Source organism: Actinoplanes sp. SE50/110 (genome assembly GCF_900119315.1).
Taxonomy (GTDB): domain Bacteria; phylum Actinomycetota; class Actinomycetes; order Mycobacteriales; family Micromonosporaceae; genus Actinoplanes.
Map to the genome: position 1 here is coordinate 3,284,908 of NZ_LT827010.1, position 20,003 is coordinate 3,304,910.

General features: G+C 74.8%; 16 protein-coding genes and 1 pseudogene. 14 read left to right on the forward strand and 3 right to left on the reverse strand.

Features of this window, described 5'->3' with window-relative positions; all coding sequences use genetic code 11:
* Nucleotides 1–137 precede the first annotated feature (137 nt).
* Nucleotides 138–1,358 carry an MFS transporter gene (locus tag ACSP50_RS14620; RefSeq protein WP_014689624.1) on the forward strand — a complete coding sequence of 407 codons (1,221 nt, stop codon included), beginning with the start codon at nucleotides 138–140 and terminating at the stop codon, nucleotides 1,356–1,358.
* Between the two features lie 70 nt (nucleotides 1,359–1,428).
* Nucleotides 1,429–2,259: a glycosyltransferase family 2 protein gene (locus ACSP50_RS14625; RefSeq protein ID WP_014689623.1), complete on the forward strand. Its 831-nt coding sequence runs from the start codon at nucleotides 1,429–1,431 to the stop codon at nucleotides 2,257–2,259.
* A 63-nt stretch (nucleotides 2,260–2,322) separates the two neighbouring features.
* Here the strand turns inward: ACSP50_RS14625 and ACSP50_RS14630 are convergent, their stop codons facing one another.
* Nucleotides 2,323–3,729 (reverse strand): aldehyde dehydrogenase, encoded by a 1,407-nt coding sequence (locus ACSP50_RS14630; protein WP_014689622.1) that lies wholly within the window; start codon nucleotides 3,727–3,729, stop codon nucleotides 2,323–2,325.
* 142 nt (nucleotides 3,730–3,871) lie between these two features.
* Here ACSP50_RS14630 and ACSP50_RS14635 point away from each other — a divergent pair, with 142 nt between their 5' ends.
* From ACSP50_RS14635 to ACSP50_RS14685, 12 genes and pseudogenes are all read left to right on the forward strand, one after another.
* Complete coding sequence (locus ACSP50_RS14635; protein WP_014689621.1) at nucleotides 3,872–5,500, forward strand: carbamoyltransferase C-terminal domain-containing protein; 1,629 nt, start codon at nucleotides 3,872–3,874, stop codon at nucleotides 5,498–5,500.
* The gene (locus ACSP50_RS14640; RefSeq protein WP_014689620.1) at nucleotides 5,497–6,633 is read left to right on the forward strand and encodes a glycosyltransferase family 2 protein; all 1,137 of its coding nucleotides are present in this window, start codon (nucleotides 5,497–5,499) and stop codon (nucleotides 6,631–6,633) included. The genes ACSP50_RS14635 and ACSP50_RS14640 overlap by 4 nt, the downstream gene beginning before the upstream one ends.
* Complete coding sequence (locus ACSP50_RS14645; RefSeq protein WP_014689619.1) at nucleotides 6,633–8,387, forward strand: HAD-IIIA family hydrolase; 1,755 nt, start codon at nucleotides 6,633–6,635, stop codon at nucleotides 8,385–8,387. Before ACSP50_RS14640 ends, ACSP50_RS14645 begins: the two co-directional genes overlap by 1 nt.
* Nucleotides 8,384–9,310: a glycosyltransferase gene (locus tag ACSP50_RS14650; RefSeq protein ID WP_014689618.1), complete on the forward strand. Its 927-nt coding sequence runs from the start codon at nucleotides 8,384–8,386 to the stop codon at nucleotides 9,308–9,310. The genes ACSP50_RS14645 and ACSP50_RS14650 overlap by 4 nt, the downstream gene beginning before the upstream one ends.
* Nucleotides 9,295–10,494: a glycosyltransferase gene (locus ACSP50_RS14655; RefSeq protein ID WP_014689617.1), complete on the forward strand. Its 1,200-nt coding sequence runs from the start codon at nucleotides 9,295–9,297 to the stop codon at nucleotides 10,492–10,494. Before ACSP50_RS14650 ends, ACSP50_RS14655 begins: the two co-directional genes overlap by 16 nt.
* Nucleotides 10,494–10,859 (forward strand): annotated as a pseudogene (locus ACSP50_RS43930) (SIS domain-containing protein); the annotation flags it as partial. The gene ACSP50_RS14655 and the pseudogene ACSP50_RS43930, both read left to right, overlap by 1 nt.
* A 216-nt stretch (nucleotides 10,860–11,075) precedes the next feature.
* A complete protein-coding gene (locus ACSP50_RS14660) occupies nucleotides 11,076–12,488 on the forward strand; it encodes a PfkB family carbohydrate kinase (RefSeq protein ID WP_043514043.1) in 1,413 nt (470 codons plus the stop codon).
* A gap of 7 nt (nucleotides 12,489–12,495) precedes the next feature.
* Nucleotides 12,496–13,179, forward strand: coding sequence for an SDR family oxidoreductase (locus tag ACSP50_RS14665; RefSeq protein WP_014689615.1), 684 nt, complete (start codon nucleotides 12,496–12,498; stop codon nucleotides 13,177–13,179).
* Nucleotides 13,176–14,105 carry a glycosyltransferase family 9 protein gene (locus ACSP50_RS14670; RefSeq protein WP_014689614.1) on the forward strand — a complete coding sequence of 310 codons (930 nt, stop codon included), beginning with the start codon at nucleotides 13,176–13,178 and terminating at the stop codon, nucleotides 14,103–14,105. Before ACSP50_RS14665 ends, ACSP50_RS14670 begins: the two co-directional genes overlap by 4 nt.
* Before the next feature lie 151 nt (nucleotides 14,106–14,256).
* On the forward strand, nucleotides 14,257–16,059 hold the full coding sequence (locus ACSP50_RS14675) for an NAD-binding protein (protein WP_014689613.1): 1,803 nt from the start codon (nucleotides 14,257–14,259) through the stop codon (nucleotides 16,057–16,059).
* Nucleotides 16,060–16,093: 34 nt separating this feature from the next.
* Nucleotides 16,094–16,411 (forward strand): hypothetical protein, encoded by a 318-nt coding sequence (locus tag ACSP50_RS14680; protein ID WP_014689612.1) that lies wholly within the window; start codon nucleotides 16,094–16,096, stop codon nucleotides 16,409–16,411.
* Nucleotides 16,412–16,427: 16 nt separating this feature from the next.
* Complete coding sequence (locus ACSP50_RS14685) at nucleotides 16,428–17,555, forward strand: DUF6745 domain-containing protein (protein ID WP_014689611.1); 1,128 nt, start codon at nucleotides 16,428–16,430, stop codon at nucleotides 17,553–17,555.
* Between the two features lie 128 nt (nucleotides 17,556–17,683).
* Here ACSP50_RS14685 and ACSP50_RS14690 read toward each other — a convergent pair whose 3' ends face one another.
* Together ACSP50_RS14690 and ACSP50_RS14695 are read right to left on the reverse strand one after the other, a co-directional pair.
* Nucleotides 17,684–18,997 (reverse strand): STM4014 family protein, encoded by a 1,314-nt coding sequence (locus ACSP50_RS14690; protein WP_014689610.1) that lies wholly within the window; start codon nucleotides 18,995–18,997, stop codon nucleotides 17,684–17,686.
* Nucleotides 18,998–19,061: 64 nt separating this feature from the next.
* Nucleotides 19,062–19,982 carry an STM4015 family protein gene (locus ACSP50_RS14695; RefSeq protein WP_014689609.1) on the reverse strand — a complete coding sequence of 307 codons (921 nt, stop codon included), beginning with the start codon at nucleotides 19,980–19,982 and terminating at the stop codon, nucleotides 19,062–19,064.
* Nucleotides 19,983–20,003: the final 21 nt, after the last annotated feature.

Consider the following 20,003-nt stretch of genomic DNA (forward strand, 5'->3'; position numbering starts at 1 on the left):
CCCGGCAACCGTCCGGGTTGCCTTCTGGTAGTGCGTGCGTTCAGGGCCGAAGCGATCCCGGCCCGATGCCCGAAGAGTCTGACGGCGCCGAGGTCCGGCGTCGTCACCTTTCAGGGGGTATCGCCGCTTTGGCACCGATGTTCGCACCGCTCCGGGAGCGCAACTACCGCCTCTGGGCCACCGCCGACCTGGTGTCCACCGCCGGCACGTGGATGCAGGTCCTCGGCCTGAACTGGCTGATCCTCTCGGACACCGGCTCGGCCGCCACCATGGGCCTGGTCGTCATGCTGCAGGCCCTGCCGGTCCTGATCCTGGGCACCTGGGGCGGGGCGCTCGCCGACCGGCTGCCGGCCCGCCCGCTGCTGATCGCCTCGCAGGCGGTCCGCGCGCTGCTCGCCCTGGCCCTGGTCGCGCACGGCGGCCACCCGCTGATCTACGCGGTGGCGCTCGCCTCCGGGGTGATCAGCTCGTTCGAGGGCCCGGCCCTGGGCCGGTTCGGCTCCGCCCTGGTCCCGCCGTCCGCGCTCGGCTCGGCGCTGGCCCTCGGCTCGGTGCTCAGTTCGGCCGGCCGGATCGGGGGCATGGCCCTGGGCGGCATCCTGGTCGGCGTCACCGGCCCGGCCGCCCTGTTCGTGATCAACGCGGTCTCGTACCTGGCGGTGATCGGCGCCCTGTCCGCGATGCGCACCGGCGAGCTGCGCGACCTGCCCACCGCCGCTCCCGGCGAGCGCGGCATCCGCTCCGGCCTGCGCTACATCGCCGGTCAGCCGATCGTCCTGATCGTGCTGGCGCTGTCCTTCGTCCTCGGCTCGCTGGGCCGCAACTACCAGGTCAGCATGGCCGCCATGACGGCCGGTCCGCTGCACGCCGGTTCCGGCGCCTACGGCCTGCTGTCCACCGTCTTCGCGGTCGGCGCGGTCCTCGGCGGCCTGCTGCTGGCCGGCTCCGGCCGCTCCACCCTGCGGGTGCTGCTCGGCACCGGCCTCACCATCAGCCTGCTGCAGCTCGGCGCCGGCCTGGCCCCGAATCTCACCTCGTTCGCCGCCCTGATCCTCCCGATCGCCGCCGGCGCGGTCGTCTTCGACACCGTCGTCTCCACCCGGATCCAGCTGGACACCCGCGAGGACATGCGCGGCCGGGTGCTGGCCGCGGTCGGCATCGTCTCCTCCCTGTCCGGGATGTTCGGCGCCCCGGCGGTCGGCTGGCTCTGCGACACCGCCGGCCCCCGCGGCGCGCTGCTGCTCGGTGGCGCGATCACCACCGCCGCCGCGCTGGCCGGCGCGGCGGCCGTCGCCCGCGCCACCGGCCGTGGGCTGCACCTGCCGGAGCCCTTCACCCCGGCGGAGCAGATGGCCTGATCCGCACGGTGACAGTCCCCGCTCGGGTGAGCGGGGACTGTTTCGTCGCGACCCGGGTATGCCCCGCCCCATGTCCGTGATCAACGCCCAGGACGTCGAAACCGACGAGGTCACCGTGGTGGTCGCCACCCGCAACCGCGCCGACCGGCTCCGCGACACCGTCCCGCATCACCGAGCGCCGACGATCATCGTCGACAACGCCTCGGACCAGCCCCTGGACTTCCCCGGCGTGGTCCGGCTTCCGGAGAATCTCGGGGCCGCCGCCCGCAACATCGGCGTCGAGCTGGCCACCACCCCGTACGTCGCGTTCGCCGACGACGACTCGTACTGGCAGCCGGACTCCCTGGCCCAGGCCGCCAAGATCTTCCGTGCCCACCCCCGGACGGCCCTGCTGACGGCCCGGGTGCTGATCGGTCCCGAAGCCCGCGTCGACCCGATCTCGGACGAGATGGCCCGGGCTCCGCTCGGCACCGCGCCGGACGCCCCCGGCCCCGCGGTCCTCGGCTTCCTGTCCTGCGCCACGATCGTCCGACGCGACGCGTTCCTTGGGGTCAACGGCTTTCACCCCAGGCTCTTCGTGTACGGCGAGGAAGCCCTGCTCGCGATGGACCTCGCCGCCGCGGGCCATCATCTCGCCTACGTGCAGGCGCTGACCGTCCGCCACTTCCCGGAGCCGGCCGGCCGTGACCCCCGGGCCCGCCTGCGCCGCGAAGCCCGCAACCGGGCCCTGACCGCGCTGCTGCGCCGCCCGCCACGAGTGGTCGCGACGACCCTGGCCGAGGTCGCCCGCACCGAGCCGGCAGCCCTGCTGGACGTCACCCGGGACCTGCCGTGGGCGCTCACCCATCGGCGTCCGCTCCCCGGCGAGGTGGAGGCGGCCCTGCGCCGCCTGGAAAGCTGACCGCCCGGTTCCGGGCGGGGAGGACCCTGGCGCAGGGTGCCCCCGCCCACTCCGGAGCGACCGCTACCATCCGCCGGCCGGCGCGGCCAGGTGCACCACCTTCGTGCAGGTCATCTCGTCGAGCAACTCCGGCCCGTAGCCGAACCCGCTCCCGGAGAACCCCCGGGGCTGAGCCGCGCCCCCCGGCGCCCCGCCGAACACCGCGTTGATCTTCACGGTCCCGGCCGGCAGGGCACGCCATGCCGCCTGGGCGTTGCTCATCGACGGCGTCAGGACGGTGGCCGCGAGACCGTAGTCGGAGGCACCGGACCGGCGCAGGCCGTCGGCGAACGAGTCCACCACCATCACCGGCGCCACCGGGCCGAACGTCTCGTCGCGCATCACCGCCATGTCGTCGGTGCAGTCGGAGAGCACGGTGGGCGGATAGAACGCCCCCGGCCCGGCCGGTACCGCCCCGCCGCGCAGCGCCACCGCACCGTCCTTCACGGCCCGCTGCACCTGGTCGTCCACCGCCGCCCGCAACCGCCGGTCCACCAGTGGCCCGATCCGCGACCCCCAGGCCTCCGCCTCGGACTCCAGCGCCGCCAGGAACTCCCCGGCCACCGCCCGGTGCACGTAGATGCGTTCCACCGCGACGCAGATCTGCCCCGAGTTGGCGAACGCGCCCAGCGCCGCCTGCCCGGCCGCCCATCCCGGATCCACCCCGGCATCGACCAGCAGCGGATCCTTGCCGCCGTTCTCCAGCAGCGCCTTCGCCCCGGTCCGCGCGCACGCCGCGGCGATCGACCGCCCGGTCGCCGTCGACCCCACGTGCGCCACCACGTCGACCCGGGCCGCCGCCAGCACCGCACCCACCGCGCCGTCCCCGGCGACCATGTTCAGCACGCCGGCCGGGAAGTGCAGGGCGAACAGCTCGATCAGCCGGTGCCCGGTCCCCGGCGTCCGCTCGCTCGGCTTGTGCACCACCGTGTTGCCGGTCACCAGCGCCGCCCCGAGCAGCCCGCAGGCCACCGCCACCGGGTCGTTCCACGGCGTGATCACCGCGACCACCCCGCGCGGCCCGTACGCCATCAGGTCGATCGCGTCGTCGTTGCCGGCCAGCGTCCGCCCGCGGTGCACCGGGCCGAGTTCGGCGTACTGCCGCAGCGTGCCGACCCCGGCCAGCACCGAGTCGCGGGCGTCGGCGACCGGCTTGCCCATCTCCGCCGACATCAGGGCGGCGAGCTCGTCGGCGTCCGCCTCCACCGCGTTCGCCACCGCGTGCAGCGCCGCCCCGCGGGCCGCCGGAGCGGTCGCGGCCCAGCCCGGCGCGGCGTCGCGGGCCGCGCCCACCGCGGCCACCACGTCCCCCTCGTCGGAGGCCACGGTCCGGGTGACGAGACTGTCGTCGGCCGGGTTCGAAACGGTCAGTTCGCGGCCGGAGCCGCCCGGGCGCCACGCGCCGCCGATGAGCTGGGTGACCTCACGCATACCCGAGCGGATGCCCCGTGGAAATGACGGCAAACCAGCCCTGCGAGCGAATGTTTCCGCTGTTCAGGAAGGCCGACAAGTTTTTTTCGAGAAGTCGGTGATCTTGGGCGTAAGTCGGCGGCGCCGGGGTATCCGCCGCAGCATGCGAGTCCTGGGAATCAACGCGATCTTCCACGATCCGGCGGCTGCTCTGATCGTGGACGGTCAGGTGGTGGCCGCCGCCGAGGAGGAGCGGTTCAGCCGCCGCAAGCACGGCAAGCGCCCGGTCCCGTTCGCCGCCTGGGAGCTGCCCGAACTCTCCGCCGCGTGGTGTCTGCAGGAGGCCGGGCTGACCCCCGGTGACCTGGACGCGGTCGCCTACTCGTTCGACCCCGGGATCACCCGGGACGCCGCCGACCTGGGCCTCGACGACCCCTGGGACCACCTGCGCGTCGACTATGCCCGGCGGGCCCCGCAGTTCCTCGCCGCCGCGCTGCCCGGCCTCGACCCGGAACAGGTCCGCTTCGTGCCGCACCACGTCGCGCACGCGGCCTCGGCCGGGCTGTCCGTGCCGGACGACAACGCGGTGCTGGTCCTCGACGGGCGCGGCGAGGTCGCCGGGCACCTGGCCGGCGCCTACCGCGACGGCGAGCTGAGCGTGCTGCGCACCCAGGAACTGCCGCACTCGCTCGGGCTGCTCTACGAGGACCTGACCCGCCACCTCGGCTTCCTGCACTCCAGCGACGAGTACAAGGTGATGGCGCTCGCGTCGTACGGCAAGCCGAAGTTCCTCGATCTTCTCCGGGAGCTGGTCCGCAGCACCGGCGACGGCGGGTTCACCGTCGAGCGCATCGACTGGGGCGCGCTGGCCAAGCCGTGCGCGCCCGGCGCGGAACTCTCGGACGTGCACGCCGACCTCGCCGCCAGCGTGCAGAAACGCCTGGAAGAGGTGATCCTCGACCTGGCCCGGTGGACCTACGAGGCGTCCGGTGGCCTGCCCACTCTCACCATGGCCGGCGGCACCGCGCTCAACTGCGTGGCCAACGGCCGGCTGGCCGCCGAGGGCCCGTTCGACCGGGTCTGGGTGCAGCCGGCGGCCGGCGACTCCGGCACCGCGCTCGGCGCGGCCCTCGCGGTACACGGGCAGAGCATCCCGTTCACCACCGCCGCGCTCGGCCGCGGCTGGTCCGACGAGGAGCTGGAAGCCGACCTGAAGCGGGCCGCACTGCCCTACACCCGGCCCGCGTCGATCGCCGCCGAAGCCGCCGAGGTGCTCGCCCGCAACGGCATCGTCGCCTGGTACCAGGGGCGCAGCGAGTACGGCCCGCGCGCGCTCGGGCACCGCTCGCTGCTCGCCCACCCCGGCGACAAGGACACCCAGCGCCGGATGAACGACGTGAAGGGCCGCGAGCAGTTCCGCCCGATCGCCCCGATGGTCCGCGCCGAACGGTTCCACGACATCTTCGAAGGCGTCTACCCGAGCGAGCACATGCTGTTCGTGCACCGGGTCAAGCCGGACTGGCGGGATCGGATCCCGGCCGTCGTGCACGTCGACGGCACCGCCCGGGTGCAGACCGTGCACGCCGACACCGAGCCGGTGGTCGCCGAGATGCTCGCCGAGTTCGAGAAGCGGACCGGCCTGCCGGTGGTGGTCAACACCTCGCTGAACACCGCCGGGCGCCCGATGGTCGACACGCCCCGCGAGGCGATGGAACTGTTCGGATCGGCGCCGGTCGATCTGCTCGCGATCGGCCCGTTCGCGGTCCACCGGGCCGGGGCGTTCCGCGCGTGATCACCGTCGTGGTGCCGACCCTCGGCCGTCCCAGCCTGGGCGCGCTGCTCGCCGCGCTACCCCGCGACCTGGACATCCTGGTGGTCGACGACCGCCCGTTCCCGCCCGATCCGCTGACCGTTCCGGACCACGTCACGGTGATCCCGGGGCCGGCCTGCGGGCCGGCCGCGGCGCGCAACGCCGGCTGGCGGGCCACCCGCGCCGAGTGGGTGGTCTTCCTCGACGACGACGTGCTGCCTGGCCCGGACTGGGCGGGGCGGCTCGCCGACGATCTGGCCGACGCGAAACCGGACGTCGGCGGCGTGCAGGGCCGGCTGCGGGTGCCGCTGCCCGGGCACCGCCGGCCGACCGACTGGGAGCGGGTCACCGCCGGCCTGGCCGACGGGTCCTGGCTGACCGCCGACATGGCCTACCGCCGGGCGGCCCTCGAAGCGGTCGACGGCTTCGACGAGCGGCTGCCGCGCGCCTTCCGCGAGGACGCGGACCTGGCCTACCGGGTGCGCGCGGCCGGCTGGCGGCTGACGACGGGGGAGCGCACGACACTGCACCCGGTCCGCCCGGAGAGCCCCTGGGTCAGCCTGCGCACCCAGCGGGGCAACGCCGACGACGCCCTGCTGCGCCGGATCCACGGTCCGGACTGGCGGCGGCGCCTGGAGATCCCGCCCGGCCGCCGGTCCCGGCACGCGGGGATCACCGGGCTGCTCGCCGCCGCGCTGATCGCCGGGGCGGCCGCGGCGGTCACCCGGCGCCGCGGCTGGACGGTCGCCGCGGCGGCCGCGGCCACCGGCTGGGTGGCCGGCACCGCCGAGTTCGCCACCGCCCGGATCGCGCCCGGGCCGCGCGACCGGCGGGAGGTCGCGACGATGGTCGTCACCAGCGTCGCCATTCCGCCGGTGGCGGTCGCCCACTGGCTGCGCGGCTGGTGGCGCTGGCGATCAGCGGCACCCAAAGCAGCGGCGGCATTGACAGCAGCGGCCCCCGAAGCAGCGGCGGCATTGACAGCAGCGGCCCCCGAAGCAGCGGCGGCGTTGACAGCAGCGGCATCCAACGCAGCGGCGGCACCCGAGGCGGCAGGGCGGCACGTAACGGCCCCGGAGGCAGCGGCGGCGGCACCGAGACCGGCGGCCGGGTGATGTCGCGGCTCTACGACGCCGTCCTGTTCGACCGGGACGGCACGCTGATCGCCGACGTCCCCTACAACGGTGACCCGGACCGGGTCCGGCCGATGCCCGGCGCCCGGGCCGCCCTCGACCGCCTGCGCGCCGCCGGCCTGCGCCTCGGCGTCGTCACCAACCAGTCCGGGCTGGCCCGCGGCAACTTCACCCCCGGGCAGCTCGCCTCCGTCCACCACCGGGTCGAGGAGCTGCTCGGCCCGTTCGACACCTGGCAGATCTGCCCGCACGACGACACCGCCGGCTGCGACTGCCGCAAACCGCGACCGGGAATGATCGTCGAGGCCGCGCGGGCGCTGGGCACCACCCCGCAGCGCTGCGTGGTGGTCGGCGACATCGGGCGGGACATGGCCGCGGCCCTGGCCGCCGGGGCCGCCGGCATCCTGGTGCCGACCCCGGTCACGCTGCCCGACGAGGTCGACGCCGCCCCGGCCGTGGTGCCCGACCTGACCGCGGCCGCCGAGCTGATCCTGCACCGCGAAGCCCTGGTCACCCCGGCGCCGCGGCCCCACCCGGCCGGCACGGTGCTGGTGGTGCGCTCCGACTCGGCCGGCGACGTGCTGGTCACCGGGCCGGCGATCCGGGCGGTCGCGCACGGCAGTGAGCGGGTGGTGCTGCTCTGCGGGCCCCGCGGCCGGGCGGCGGCCGAGCTGCTGCCCGGCGTCGACGAACTGATCTCGTGGAAGCTGCCGTGGATCGACCCGGAACCCGATCCGGTGGCGGCGGCCGATCTCGGCGGGCTGACCGAGCGGATCCGGGCGGCCGGGGTGGACGAGGCGGTGGTGTTCACCTCGTACCACCAGTCGGCGCTGCCGCTCGCGCTGCTGCTGCGCACCGCCGGGGTGCAGCGGATCACCGCGATCAGCGAGGACTATCCGGGCTCCCTGCTGGACGTGCGGCACCGGGTACCGCCCGGGGTGCCGGAGCCGGAACGGGCCCGCAGCGTGGCCGCGGCGGCCGGGTTCGGACTGCCCCCGGGCGACGACGGCGGCCTGCGGGTACGCGGCGACGACGGCTTCCCGGCCCGCGCCGGCGGCGGCCCGCGAGTACGTGACGGTAAGGGCCCACGACTGCGTGACGGCGAGGACCCGCGAGTACGTGACGGCGAGGACCCGCGAGTACGTGACGGCGAGGACCCGCGACTACGTGACGGCGAGGATCCGCGGGTGCGGGAGAGCGGCGGCCCGCGGGCGGGTGTCCCGCGACAGGTCGCGGGTGGCGGGCACGTGGTGGTGCACCCCGGGGCCAGCGTCGAGGCGCGCTCCTGCCCGCCGGACAACCTGCGGCGCATCGTGCGCGAACTCACCGCGGCCGGGCACCGCGTCACGGTCACCGCGGGGCCGGGCGAGGAGAACCTGGCGGCGTACGTCGCCGATGCCGTGGCGGACCTGGTGGCGCCGCCCACCCTGACCGATCTCGCCCACCTGGTGGCGGCCGCCTCCTGCCTGGTGGTCGGCAACACCGGCCCGGCGCATCTGGCCGCCGCCGTCGGCACCCCGGTGATCAGCCTGTACGCGCCGACCGTCCCGTACGCCCAGTGGGGTCCCTACCGGGTGCCGGCGGTCCGGCTCGGCCGGGCCGGCGCCGCCTGCCGTGACACCCGGGCCACCCGCTGCCCGGTGCCCGGCCATCCCTGCCTGTCCACCGTCGAACCGGCCCAGGTGCTCGACGCCGTCGAGCGGCTCGGCGCCGCCAGCCTTGAGGACGTCGCGTGAACATCCTGCTCTGGCACGTGCACGGCTCCTGGACCACGTCGTTCGTCCAGGGCAAGCATCGCTACCTGATCCCGGTCAACGACGCCCGCGACGCGTGGGGCCGCGGCCGGGCCCGCACCTTCGACTGGCCGGACAGCGTCGAGGAGCTGCCGCTGGACCAGATCCGCGACGCGGACGTGGCGATCGTCCAGCGGCCCGAGGAGATCGACCTGGTGCCACCCAGCCTGCCGGTGATCTACGTGGAGCACAACACCCCGAAGGGCGACGTGCCGAACACCCGGCACCCGATGGCCGACCGGGACGACCTGATCATCGCCCACGTCACCCACTTCAACGACCTGTTCTGGGACTGCGGCGGCACCCGGACCACGGTGATCGAGCACGGCATCGTGGAGCCGAAGGCCCGCTGGACCGGCGAGCTCGACCGTCTCGCGATCGTCACCAACGAGCCGGTACGCCGCGGCCGGGTGACCGGAACCGACCTGTTCGAGCGGTTCACCGCGGCGGCCCCGATCGACGTGTTCGGGATGGGCGTCGCCGATCTGCCCGGCGACCGGATCACCCCGCACGAGGACCCGCCGCAGCACGCCATGCACGACCTGCTCGCCCAGCGCCGTGCCTACCTGCATCTGTGCCGATGGACCTCGCTCGGCCTCAGCCTGATCGAGGCCATGCAGATCGGCATGCCGGTGATCGCGCTGGCCACCACCGAGGCGATCGCCGCCGTGCCGGACGGCGCCGGAGTGCTCTCCACCCGGGTCGACACGCTCGTCGAGGCCGCCCACTGGCTCATCGAGGAACCCGACGAGGCCCGCCGGATGGGCGAACGGGCGCGCCGCGCGGCGCTCGCCCGGTACGGGCTGGACCGCTTCCTCGCCGACTGGGACCACCTTCTGGAGGGACACACATGCGGATCGCGATGATCTCGGAACACGCCAGCCCGCTCGCGGCGCTCGGCGGGGTGGACGCCGGCGGGCAGAACACGCACGTGGCCGACCTGGCCTCGGCGCTGGTCGCGGACGGCCACGAGGTGCGCGTGTACACCCGGCGCGACAGCCCCGACCTGCCCGCGACGGTGCCGGTCGAGGCCGGCTTCGAGGTGGTGCACGTCCCGGCCGGGCCGGAGCGGACGCTGCCCAAGGACGACCTGCTGCCGTTCATGGGCGACTTCGCCACCTGGATGGCGCGGGACTGGCTGGCCTGGCCGCCGGACGTCGCGCACGCGCACTTCTGGATGAGCGGCCTGGCCGCGGTCACCGCGGCCCGCCGCTGCGACGTGCCGGTGGTGCAGACCTTCCACGCCCTCGGCTCGGTGAAACGCCGCCACCAGGGGACCGACGACACCAGCCCGGCGCACCGCGTCGCCTACGAGCGGCAGCTCGGCCGGGTCGTCGACCGGGTGATCGTGCAGTGTCAGGACGAGCTCGACGAACTGCTGCTGCTCGGGGTGCCCCGGGCCCGCACCACGCTGGTGCCCTCCGGGGTCAACGTCGAACGGTTCCGCAAGGACGGGCCGGTCGCCCCGCGCGACAGCCGGCCGCGGATCCTGTCGGTCGGCCGGCTCGTCCCCCGCAAGGGTTTCGAGGACCTGATCCGGGCGCTGCCCGAGGTGCCCGGCGCGGAGTTGGTGATCGCCGGTGGGCCGCCGGCCGCGGCGCTCGGCCAGGACCCGTACGCCCAGCGGCTGCTGCACCTGGCCAAGGAGTGCCACGTCGAGGACCGGGTGGAGCTGCTCGGCGCGGTGCCGGCCGCCCGGATGCCGGCCTGGTACCGCTCGGCCGACGTGGTCGCGGCCACCCCCTGGTACGAGCCGTTCGGCCTGACTCCGCTCGAAGCCATGGCCTGCGGTGTCCCGGTAGTCGCGACCGCCGTCGGCGGCCTCACCGACACCGTCGTCGACGGGGTCACCGGCGACCTGGTGCCCGCCCACGACCCGCACGGGCTCGGGCTGGCGCTGCGCCGGCTGGTCACCGACCAGAGCCGGCGGCTCAGCTACGCGGCCGCCGCGGTCGACCGGGCCGTGCACGCCTACGCCTGGCCGCACATCGCCGCCCGGATGAGCGCGGTCTACGCCCGGGTCGCCTCGCTGTCGGCGGCGGTCGCCTGATGGACCCCCTGGACAAGCACCTCGCCGCCCTGGCCGCGTCGCTCGCCCCGTTCCGGACCGTCGGGGCCCGCCTCGCCGACTGGGGTGCCGACCTGGCCGCACACCTCGGCGGCGGCGGCCGGCTGCTGGTCGCCGGCAACGGCGGCAGCGCCGCCGAGGCACAGCACCTGGCCGCCGAGCTGGTCGGCAAACTCCGCGAGGACCGCATGCCGCTGTCCGCGATCGCGCTCACCCCGGACTCCTCGGCGGTCACCGCGATCGGCAACGACTACGGCTTCGACGAGGTCTTCGCCCGGCAGGTGCGGGCCCACGGGCGGCCCGGTGACGTGCTGCTGGTGCTCTCCACCAGCGGCCGCAGCCCCAACCTGGTCGCCGCGGTGCGGGCCGCCCGGGACTGCGGGATGCGCACCTGGGCGATGGTCGGCGCCGGGTCCAGCCCGGTCGGCGACGCCTGCGACGAGGTGCTGCACTGCCCGTCCCCCGACTCACAGGTGGTCCAGGAACTGCACCTGGTCGCGGTGCACATCATGTGCGAACACATCGACCTCAATCTTTCGCAGCCGACGGCTGGAGGCACCCGCGTGAAGAAGCCACTGCTGGTCGTGGTCGGGGACACCCTGCTGGACCGGGACGTCGAGGGCACGGTGCGCCGGATCGCGCCGGACGCCCCGGCGCCGGTCCTCGACGAAACGGAGGTCAGCGAGCGTCCGGGCGGCGCTGGCTTGGCCGCGCTGCTCGCGGCCGGCCGCGAGGACTACGACGTCGCGCTGGTCACCGCCCTGGCGGGCGACGCCGCCGGCGCACGGTTGAGCGAGCTTCTCACCGCCGCCGGGATTGCGGTGTACGCCTTGCCGCTGCCCGGGTCGACCCCGCAGAAGATCCGGATGCGCGCCGCGGGTCAGGTGCTGCTGCGCCTGGACCGGGGCGGGGACGCGCGGATGCCCGGTGAGGCGCCGGACGGGCTTCTCGACGTGCTGAACGAGGCATCCGCGATCCTGGTCAGCGACTACGGGCGCGGGGTGGCCGGGCACCCGGCGGTGCGGGCCGCGCTGGCGGCGGCGAGCGCGCCGATCGTCTGGGATCCGCACCCCAACGGCGCCACCCCGGTGCCGGGAGTCGCGCTGGCCACCCCGAACCTGGCCGAAGCGAAAGGGTTCTCCGGCGACGCCGGGAAGGGCACCATGCTGACCACCGCGCAGCGGACCGGGCACCACCTCCTCGACCACTGGCGGGCCCGGGCCGTGGCGGTGACCTGCGGGGCCGGCGGGGCGGTGCTCAGCCAGGCCGGCCCGACCCCGCTGGTCATCCCGGCCGGGGCGGACGCCGGGGACCGCGACACCTGCGGGGCCGGCGACCGGTTCGCGGCGGCCGCCGCTCTCGCGCTGGCCGGCGGGGCACTGGTCTCCGAGGCGGTGCAGGACGCGGTGGCGGCGGCCACCACCTATGTGCTGAACGGTGGGGTGACCGCGGCCCTGTCCCCGGCCGCCGCCACCCCGGCCGTTCCCGCCCCGGAACGCATCGGCGCCGACGCGGCCGGGCGGCTCGCCGCCGAGGTCCGCGACCGGGGCGGGGTCGTGGTCGCCACCGGCGGCTGCTTCGACCTGCTGCACACCGGGCACCTGGCCACCCTGCGCGCCGCCCGCGGGCTCGGCGACTGCCTGATCGTCTGCCTCAACAGCGACGAGTCGGTGCGCGGGCTGAAAGGACCGGACCGGCCGATCAACGCGCAGGCCGACCGGGCCCGGCTGCTCGCCGCCCTGGACTGCGTGGACGCCGTGGTCATCTTCGACGAGCCGACGCCCGAGGCGGTGCTCAGCTGGCTGCGGCCCGACGTCTGGGTCAAGGGCGGCGACTACGCCAGCCTGCCCGAAGCGGACCTGGTCAAACGCTGGGACGGCCAGACCGTGATCGTGCCCTACCTCGACGGGCGCTCGACCACCCGGACCATCGACGCGGCCCGGTCCCTGACCGCGGCCGCCGACAGCAGGAGGTAACAGCAGCATGGACGCAGTGATCGTGACCGGCGGATCGAGCGGGCTCGGCGCCGCCGTCGTCGACGCCGTGATCAAGGCCGGCGGACAGCCGGTGGTGATCGACCGGCAGGCGCCCGCCCGGGAGGGCGTCCCGTGGATCGAGTGCGATCTCGCCGACACGCGGGCCGCGGAACGGGCGACCCGGGAGGCGATCGCCGCCGTCGACGCGACGGTCAGCGGGGTGGTCACCGCCGCCGGCTTCGACGTGCCGGGAACGCTGCTCGACGTGCCGGGGGAGACCTGGGACCGGATCGTGGCGGTGGACCTGCTGGCCACCGCGGCGGTGGTCCGCGCGGCGCTGCCCGCGCTCAAGGAATCCCACGGGACCGTCGTGACGGTGGCGTCGACCCTGGGGATCAAGGCGGTGTCGGACGCCACGGCGTACTGCGCGGCGAAGTTCGGGGTGGTGGGATTCACCCGGGCGCTCGCGGCGGAACTGGCCGGCGAGGTCGGGGTGACCCTGGTGATCCCCGGCGGGATGCGGACCAGATTCTTCGACGAGCGTGACGACAGGTACAAGCCCGGGCCGGACGCGCTGCTCAACGATCCGTGCAACGTGGCGGACGCGATCCTGTTCGCGCTGCAGCAGCCGGCCGGATGCGCGGTGCGGGAACTGGTGATCGCGGCGGAGACGGAGACGTCCTACCCGTGATCCTGGTGTTGCGCGCCCTCGGAGTGGGCGACCTGGCGACCGGGGTGCCCGCGCTGCGGGCGCTCCGGTCCGCCTTCCCGGGGCGGGAACTCGTGCTGGCGGCGCCGAGGTGGTTGACGCCGCTGGTGGACCTGATCGGCGGAGTGGACCGGGTGCTGCCGGTCGACGGACTCGACGGGGTGGGCGCACCCGGTCTCCCGGAGGCGGTTTCCGGGGCGGAGCTCGCGGTGAACCTGCACGGCAGCGGGCCGGAGTCGCATCGGATGCTGCGCGGAGCCGGGCGGTTGTGGGGGTTCCGGTGTGCCGCGGCGGAGCATCTCGACGGGCCGGAGTGGGTGCGGGACGAGCATGAGGTGCATCGCTGGTGCCGGATGCTGCGGTACTACGGCGTCGCCGCGGACGAATCGGATTTGTCGCTGATGAAGCCGTTGGTGGGGTCGGCTTCGGTCACCGTGGTGCACCCGGGGGCCAAGTCGGCGTCCCGGCGGTGGCCGCCCGAGCGGTACGCGGCGGTGGCGCGCGAGCTGGCCGGGCGGGGACACCGCGTGGTGATCACCGGGAGCGGGGCGGAACGGGACCTGACCGCGAAAGTGGCGGCGGACGCGGGCCTCGGGCCGGAGGCGCTGCCGGACACCGACATCGGGTCGCTGGCCGCGCTGATCGCCGGCGCCCGGCTGCTGATCAGCGGGGACACCGGGGTGTCGCACCTGGCCACCGGGTTCGGGACGCCGTCGGTGACATTGTTCGGGCCGATGTCGCCGGCCTACTGGGGGCCGCCGCCGGGACGGGCGCGGCACCGGGTGATCTGGCACGGCACGAGCAGCGAGCGCGGCGACCGGCCCGGCCCGGACGTGCACCCGGCGCTGCTCGCCGTCACCGTCGACGAAGCCCTGGCCGCGGCGGACCACGCGCTCGCGGCACCGTGACGCTCCATCGAGGAGCGACGATCAGTTGTCGGCCGCGGCGCCCGACGGGACGAATGTGATCTTGGTGTTCGCCGCCTTGGATCCTTCCCCGGGTGCCCTTTTTCGCCGTAACCGCCGGATGTCCGCGCGGACGCCTGGTTAACGTAGCGGCATGCCCCCTGACGGTTGCGCCCGGTGGCGTGGGCACATCATCGTGTGCGGGCTGGACGACGTCGGGCTGCGGACCGTGGAGCAGCTCTATCACGCCGGCGTCCGGGTCGTCGTGGTGGAGGACATCGCGGATCCGCGGCTGGTCCGGGTGGTGCGTGGCTGGGGCGTTCCGGTCGTGGTCGGCAGCCCGCGGCTGCAGGAGACGCTGGACGAGGCCGGGCTGCCCGGCGCGGTCGCGGTGATCTGTGTGCTCGCCGACGACCTGCACACCCTGGAGGCCGCGCTGTTGATGCGCGAGCTGCGCCCGGACGTGCGGGTGGTGGTGCAGCTGCGGAATCCGGCGGTCGGGCGGGCGCTGTCGGCGATGCAGGTCAGCGTGCTGGACGTGGCCGGGCTGTCGGCGCCGTCGATGGTCGAGGCCTGCCTGCGCAGCGGGACGCACGAGCTGGATCTGGACGGGCAGCCGTTCGTGGCGGCGCAGGTGGTCGCCGAGCAGTCCGGGACATTGCGGACGCGGTACGGGTCGTTGGCGCCGCTCGCGGTGATGCCGGCGGCGGCCGCCTCGGACGACGACGTGGTGATCTGTCCCGGTCGGGACCATCCGGTGCGGCCCGGGGACCTGGTGACCCTGCTGGGCACGCCGGAGGAACTGGCGGCGGCGCGGCTGCTGGACAAGGCGCGCGGTCCGGCGCACGCCGGACCCGGACGGTGGGCGCGGTCGCTGCACCTGGCCGGGTCCGTGCTGCGGGCGCTGGACAGGCGGATAGCGTACGCGTCGATCGCCCTGATGCTGCTGCTCAACCTCTCCATCGTGGTGCTGCAACTGGGCTACCGGGAGCCGGACGGCACCCGGATGACGCTGCTCGACGCGGTCTACTTCTCGGTCGAGTCGATCGCCACCGTCGGCTACGGCGACTACAACTTCCGCCACCAGCAACCCTGGCTGCGCTGCTTCGCGATCGGCCTGATGATCCTCGGCGCGTGCTTCGCCGCGACGTTCATCGCGCTGCTCACCAACGTGCTGGTCTCCATCAAGATCCAGGAAGCGCTCGGGAACCGGCTGCTCGACCGGCTCACCGACCACGTCGTGGTGATCGGGATCGGCTCGGTCGGCACCCGGGTCGTCGAGGGCCTGCGGGCCAGCGGCACCCGGGTGGTGGTGATCGAGTCGGACGAGGACAACCGGTACATCGACCAGGTCCGCGACAGCGGCGTGCCGGTGCTGATCGGCGACGCCACGCTGCCCCGCACCCTGGACCGGGTGCAGCTCGGGTCGGCCCGCGCGGTCGCCGTGCTGACCAGCGACGACCTGGTCAACCTGGAGACCGGGCTGGCGGTCCGGGACCGGCTCGGCGAGCGCTGGGGATCGGTGCCGGTGGTGCTGCGGCTCTTCGACCGGACGCTGGCCGCGACCGTCGAGCACACCTTCGGGCTGGGTCTGGCCCGCTCCACGGCGGCCCTGGCCGCGCCGTGGTTCGTCGGGGCGGCGCTGGGGCTGGACGTGCTCGCCACGTTCTACGTCGGGTCGCAGCTCATGCTGGTCGGGCGGCTCACCGTGGCCGCCGGCGGCGGGCTCGACGGGCTGGCCATGCAGGACCTGTCGGCGCGCACCCGGGTGGTGGCGATCCGCCGGGCCAGCGGGCACGGCGAGCTGGAACACCCGCCGCGGCGCGACACCCGGTTCGCGGCCGGCGACCAGGCGCACCTGATCGGGCCGTACGAGGAGCTGCTCCAGGTGCTGCGCCGGGACGCGCTGTCGACCTCGGAACTCACGCCGTCGGAAAATGTCGTACCCGGTCGTTAGGTTGTGGGCCTCGTCGTTGGTGGGGAGGGTCCCGATGTACCGGCAGGGTGATGTGCTGATCGTTCCGGTTCCGCCGGCCGGGGTGCCGGCGTGCGCGCCGGTGCCCCGGGACCCGCGCGGGCGGATGGTGCTGGCGCGCGGTGAGGCCACCGGGCACGCCCACGTGGTCGGCGGGCCCGGGGTGCGGCTGGTCGCCGACCTCGACGACCCGGAGCGGATGTTCGTCGAGGTGCCGGCGCACGGGCGGGTGTCCCACGAGGAGCACGGGCCGATCGCGCTGCCCTCCGGGGTCTACCGGGTGATCCGGCAGCGGGAATATGTTCCGGGCGCGTTCCGTCCGGTCGCGGACTGAGACGGGGGAGCGGATCGTGCGACTCACGCATGAGCAGGAGGCGCTGGCGGCCGCCGTCGAGGACCGGTGGCTGGCCGCCGCGGTGGCGACCGGGCCGGGGGACCGGGCCGCGGCCGAGGCCGGGGTGCGGGCGGCGTATCGGTCGGCCGGGCTGGCCCCACCGGAGCGGATCTACTGGGTGGGGTCGCCGCGGGCGGCTCTGCTGCTCGGCGGGGCCGACCCCGGCGCCGAGGGGCCGGCCTGGCTGGCGGAGGCGGCGGCCGGCCTGCGGCGACAGGGCTGGTCACCGGGGGAGCCGGCCGGGGCGTCCGTGCGACGGCGGGTGCGCACCGAGCCGTGGGCGGCGGCGCGCAAGGCCGCCCTGGCGGCGTTCGGGGCGCAGGGCTGGGCGCAGCTGAGCGGGGCGGCCGGGCGGCGGTCGTGGGCGCTCGTGATGGACATGGTGGCCGGGCGGCTGCGGCAGCGGCTCGGCGAGGATGTGGCCGCCCTCGGGCGGGAGTTCCAGCGGCCGGTGCTCGACGCGATCTACGGGCAGCACGACGGCGCGTGGCTGAGCACCTTCGACGCGGGGGACCGGCTGCTGCCCGGGGCCGGGCTGATGGGCGGGCTGGCCGGGCTCGCGCAGGTCGCGGGGAACGCCGGCTGGTGGTGGGCGCACGAGCGGGTCGCCGTGCTCACCGAGCGTCCGGTGGCGCTGACCCGCGACAACGTGGGGCGGCTGCACCGGGGCGACGGGCCCGCCCTGGAGTTCGCCGACGGCTACGGATTGTGGGCCTGGCGCGGTATGCCGATCCCGGCCGGGCTCGCCGCTGAGCTGCCCCGGCTCAGCGTGGACCGGATCCGGGGCGAGTCCAATGCCGAGATCCGGCGGGTGATGCTGGAACACTTCGGCTACGAGCGGTATCTGCGGGAGGCCGGCGCCCGTAAGCGGGATGCGGACGAGACCGGGGTGCTGTGGTGGCTGGACCTGCCGGGGGACGAGCCGCTGGCGATGGTCGAGGTGGTCAACGCGACGCCCGAGCCGGACGGGAGCAGCCGGGTGTACTGGTTGCGGGTGCCGCCGCAGACCCGGACCGCTCGGGAGGGGGTGGCCTGGACGTTCGGGCTGACCGCGGACGAATATCAGCCGTTGATCCAGACCTGACCGCGGTCCCGCGGTTTCGGGCCGGTCCGTTGCTGTCCCGCGGTCTTGCGCTGTCTCGCGGTTTTGCGCTGTCTCGCGGTTTTGCGCTGTCCCGCGGCCTTGCGCGGGCCGGCAGCCGGGGTGGATCGTCAGGGGGTGGGGAGCCAGCCGTTCTGGAGGGCGGCGATCTGGGCTTCGTAGGTGTCGAGGCCGTCGTCGGACAGGATGCCGGGCAGCAGATCGCCGAAGGCGTTCACCTCGGCGACGGCGTGCGAGCGCCAGTTCGCGTGGAACATCAGGTCCACGCCGGCGTGCAGCGTGCCGGGGAAACAGGCGGCGGCCCGCTCGCAGGTCCGCATCGCCGCGGCCCACGCCGCGCCGCCGGCCGCCGCGCGGACGGCGGCGACGTCACCGCGGGCGTTGCCCAGGTGGAGATTCGTCATCGGGGAACGGCTCGTGCGGGCGACGACGTGCCGCGCCCGACCGGCGATCACGACCACCCGCAGATCCAGGACTCTGCCGGCGAGGGCCGCCTTGGGGAACCAGCGTTCGACGTGCAGGCCGTCCGGTGCCAGCCGGTCGATGATCGCGGCGATCGAGGCCTCGTCGTCGTAACGGCGTACCCGCAGGTTGTTGAAGATCTTTCCGTCGGCCAGCTCCACCGAGGTGACCGCCATGATCGGGCGGTGGCCGCCCGGTCGCCGGCCGCCGAGCGCGAGGGCCAGGACGCCGGACGCCGACGAGCCGTAGGCCGCCTTGACGAAGACCCGGCTCCATCCCGCCGTGTCCAGCGCGGATCGCAGCGCGGCATACCCGGTGACCGCGATCTCCAGCGCGGGCGGCACGGGGACTCCGGCGGCGGACAGGACGGCGTGGCAGCGGGGCTTGGCGGTCATCGTCAGAATGTCCGCCGGCCGGTTCAGCAGGATGCCGCCACCGGCCTCGATCCGGTGCAGGGCCACTGCCAACCCGGCGAAGGCCGCCGCCCCACCGACGATCTCGCCGTGCTCCGCTGTCGGTCCGGCGGAGACAGCGGCCTGGTCGTGCTCCGCTGTCGGTCCGGCGGAGACAGCGGCCTCGCCGTGCTCCGCTGTCGGTCCGGCGGAGACAGTGGCCTCGCCGTGCTCCGCTGTCGGCCCGGCGAAGGTCGCCGCCCCGTCGTGCTCCAAGGGCGGGTCCGGGCGGTGTCCGCCGTCCCGGCCCGAGTGGTGGCGCGGCCGGTGTCCGGGGTCCAGCGGCGGCGGTGCGGTGGTGCCCAGGGCGCGGAGCAGGGCGTCGACCTCGGCGTTCTCGCCCGGCGAATCGATCCGGGTCAGGGTGTCGGGGCCGGGGACCCGGCCGGTGAGCAGGACCTCGCGCCACGGGAAGATCTCCGGCGTGGGCAGGCCGGCGCGGTCGGCGGCCGTGACGAATCGGCCGACCCGGCGGTTCTCCGGGTTGCCGACGACGGCGAGGCGGCTCACTCGGCGGCCGTGACGAATCGGGCGACCCGGCGGTTCTCCGGGTTGCCGACGACGGCGAAGCGGCTCACTCGGCGCAGACCGTGTAGCGGCCCCAGCGCTCCTCCTCCTGGCGCTCGGACACGTCGACGGTGACGCCGGGCAGCTCGTCGGCGACCCGCTGCGCGGTCTCCGGCGACATGAAGTGGTGGTGCAGGTCGAGGGTGGTCAGGTGGGTCAGCGGCTGCCCGGTCAGCAGCGACTCGGCGCCGGTGTCGCCGAGGGTGCCCAGGGACAGGTCGAGCCGGGTCAGGCGGGCCACCACCGGCGCCGCGGCGACCGCGGCGGCCAACTCGTCGGCGATCTCGGCGTTGCACAGGCCCAGGTGGGTGAGCGCGGGCAGGGAGCGACCGGCCAGGATCGGCGCGAGGTCCTCGGCGCGGGCGTCGCCGCCGTAGTTCGCCACGCCCAGCCACAGTTCGAGGTGGGTGAGGGCGGGCAGCTCGCACGCGCCGACCGTGCGGATGACCGGGGCGGGCAGGCCGCCGGACTGGATCACCAGCTCGCGCAGCGCCGGATACCGGCCGGGTTCGAGGCCGAGACCCTCCGAGCCGCGCACCCACAGCACCTCCAGCGCCGGGAACGCCTCCAGCAGCGGTGTCACGTCGCCCTGGTTGATCCAGGAGATCTCGCACTGCTCGTAGGTCATCTCGCCGAGGAACAGCGCCCGCAGCCGGCTGAGCCGGGCCACGCGGCCGATCAGCAGCTCGGCCGGGAACGCGGTGTCGAAGGCGGACCCCCAGTTGCCGACGACCAGAGCGGTGGGACCGCCCGGCCCGGCCCGCTCCAGCACCCGGTCGAGGGCGGCCTCGAACTCGGACAGCTCGGCCTCGTAGTCCTCCAGGTCGATCCGCCACGCCACGGCCGCCGGGTCGACGGGGCCCTGCTCGTCCGCCACATCGACGATCGGCAGACCCGCGAAGGTGGTCAGGTGTTCGTTGATGGTCACGGGACTCCCTCGTCCGTCGTA